The sequence below is a fragment of the Streptomyces sp. NPDC040610 genome, from assembly GCF_055594065.1.
In genome coordinates this window covers 1-2,160 of record NZ_JBVIXA010000032.1, presented here as the reverse complement: position 1 = coordinate 2,160, position 2,160 = coordinate 1, and the positions used below count along the sequence as shown (strand labels likewise).

3 protein-coding genes are annotated in these 2,160 nt (G+C 72.3%); 2 read left to right on the top strand and 1 reads right to left on the bottom strand.

All coding sequences use genetic code 11. The features are described from left to right. Positions 1-261 precede the first annotated feature (261 nt). Positions 262-858, top strand: coding sequence for a hypothetical protein (locus ACZ6AA_RS40850; RefSeq protein WP_471463639.1), 597 nt, complete (start codon positions 262-264; stop codon positions 856-858). A 32-nt stretch (positions 859-890) separates the two neighbouring features. On the opposite strand, the gene ACZ6AA_RS40845 is transcribed toward ACZ6AA_RS40850, so the two are convergent. Continuing rightward, positions 891-1,304 (bottom strand): nuclear transport factor 2 family protein, encoded by a 414-nt coding sequence (locus ACZ6AA_RS40845; RefSeq protein ID WP_468457556.1) that lies wholly within the window; start codon positions 1,302-1,304, stop codon positions 891-893. Positions 1,305-1,564: 260 nt separating this feature from the next. On the opposite strand from ACZ6AA_RS40845, the gene ACZ6AA_RS40840 reads away from it, so the two are divergent. Continuing rightward, entirely contained in the window at positions 1,565-2,140 is a 576-nt protein-coding gene (locus ACZ6AA_RS40840) for a pyridoxamine 5'-phosphate oxidase family protein (protein WP_471463637.1), read from the top strand. Positions 2,141-2,160 lie beyond the last annotated feature (20 nt).

Sequence of the window (2,160 nt, the reverse complement as noted above, 5' to 3'; positions counted from 1 at the left end):
GGCAACGACGCCTGGATCGCCCTGGCCTGGCTCTTCGGTCTGTCCATCGTCGGCTACCTGTGGGCCAAGGCCTCCTTCAACAAGGACGCCAAGCGCTGACGGGGGCGGGGCCCCGACGGGCACCGCACCATCGCCGACGACTGAACCACCGCACACCTCAAGTGGGCGGCTTCCCGACCGGGGAAGCCGCCCACTCGCATGGGTGCGACCGGGGCCCGCTGGGAGCGACCAGGGCCCGCCACCTCTCCGTATCATCTGCGCATGTCTCAGTCGGAGTACCAGCGGAAGCTGCGGGAGCGCTACCTCGACGCGCCCGTCGTGCCCGCCCCTGAGCCCTGGTGGCCCGTGCCCGGCGGCATGATCCCCGTCGGCGGGCTGCTCGGCATCGGCTTCGCCGTGTGTCCCCGCAGCGGGCGGGACCTCGTGATGGTGGTGTCGGGCGACGGGCACGGCCTGTTCGACGCGGTCACCGGCGAGAAGATCGCGCGGGACCGCGACCCCGACCCCGAGACCAGCACGCCGGACGACTCCCCGGACCTCACCTGCCCCGGCCTCGGCCCGATCGCGGGCACCCCGGTCCATATCGCGGGCCTCTTCGGCGGCGGACTGCACAGCACGTCGTCCGACGGCTGGACCGTGTCCGTCGTCAGCCCCGACTGGCCCTGCCACCGCGTCGTCCTCGCCACGGGCGACGCCCTCCACCGGGGCCCGGCCGGTGAGACGTGGTGGCACGTCCTGCACGCCCGGTACTCGGAGTTCCGCGCCGCCGGATTCTCCCCCTCCGGCCGCACGCTGGCCATCGCGACCAGCAGCGACCTGACCCTGTGGACCCGCCTACGGGCACACGCCGACCGCTGACCCCCGCCGCTCCGCCCCGCCCCGCCGTGCCGTCAGCCGTCGGCCCGCACGAGGTCGGCGACGGCCCCCGTGTCCCAGTAGAAGGGGTCGACCTCGGTGATCCGGCCGTGCGCGACCTTGATCGTCTGCAGGATGGGGAAGGCGAGTTCACGCCCGGTGGTACGGGCGACCGCGTGCACCCGGGTGCGTACGACCGCGGTCGCGCCCGTGGCGAGGAACTCCTGCTCCACCATGTCGAACGCCGCCCACACACGGCTCATCGCGACGAAGAACCGCTCCATCCCGGCGTGCCCGCGCCAGACGCCGCCGTAGGGCAGCCAGTCGGCCTGGCGCAGCACGACGTCCGTCGAGAAGTAGGGCGCGAGCAGGTCGAAGGAGGCCTCGCCGGGGCCGCCTGCGGCCAAGTACTTCGCCTCGGCGGCGTACATGCCGGTGAGGACGGCCATTGTGTCCGGGGCGCCTGCGCCGTGAGCTGTGCTCGCGGCGCTTGGGGTGCTCGTAGTACTCGTGGTGCTCTTGATGCTCTTGGTGCGTGAGTTCGCCATGCGCGCAGCCTGCTCGGTGGGGCGGGGGCGCGCTGGCGGGCATCGGACGTCGATGTGCGGCCGAGAGGTTCATCGATGTGCGGCCGAGGGGTTCATCGGTCGCTGGGAGTAGGCCCTGCGCCTCATGTGCCGGGCGAACCCGCTGGCTAGGGTCGGCTTCCATGCAGACCACGGGAATCGTCAGGCGCGGGGCGGCGGAGCGCAGGCGCGACACACTGGAGCGGCTCGCCGCCGAGCGGGACGTATGGGTGTCGACGGCACATCCTGAACGCGGGCCGCACCAGGTGCCGTTGTGGTTCCTGTGGGACGGCCGGGCCGTGTGGATGTGCACCGGCGCCACGTCCGTGACGGCCCGGAACGTCCGTGAGGAGCCGCGCGTGCGCCTGGCCCTGCCGGACACCTTCGACGTGGTGCTCCTCCAGGGAGAGGCCGAGTGCTTCCCGGACGACGAGGTGCCCGGGGAGGCGGCGGAGGCCTTCACCGCCAAGTTCGGGTGGGACCCGCGCACGGAGGACGCGCCCTTCCTGTACATCCGTGTGGCGCCGAGGACGGTGCGCGCGTGGCGCGGGGAGCCGGAACTGCGGGGGAGGGTGATCATGCGGGACGGGGAGTGGCAGGACCAGGGGTCGGACCTGGGGCTTGTCCGGCGCGACCCGCCGGACAAGCCCCCGCCCCAAAGAGAAAACAGCGCGTTGGGGTGGAAATGGAGTCGTCGGAGGAACTCCCACCCCACTTGAAGGCAACAACAGCCCTCCCC

Coding starts and splice junctions, on each gene's coding strand:
- ACZ6AA_RS40850 (WP_471463639.1), top strand. CDS start 262: ATGTCTCAGTCGGAGTACCAGCGGAAGCTGCGGGAGCGCTACCTCGAC.
- ACZ6AA_RS40845 (WP_468457556.1), bottom strand. CDS start 1,304: ATGGCCGTCCTCACCGGCATGTACGCCGCCGAGGCGAAGTACTTGGCC.
- ACZ6AA_RS40840 (WP_471463637.1), top strand. CDS start 1,565: ATGCAGACCACGGGAATCGTCAGGCGCGGGGCGGCGGAGCGCAGGCGC.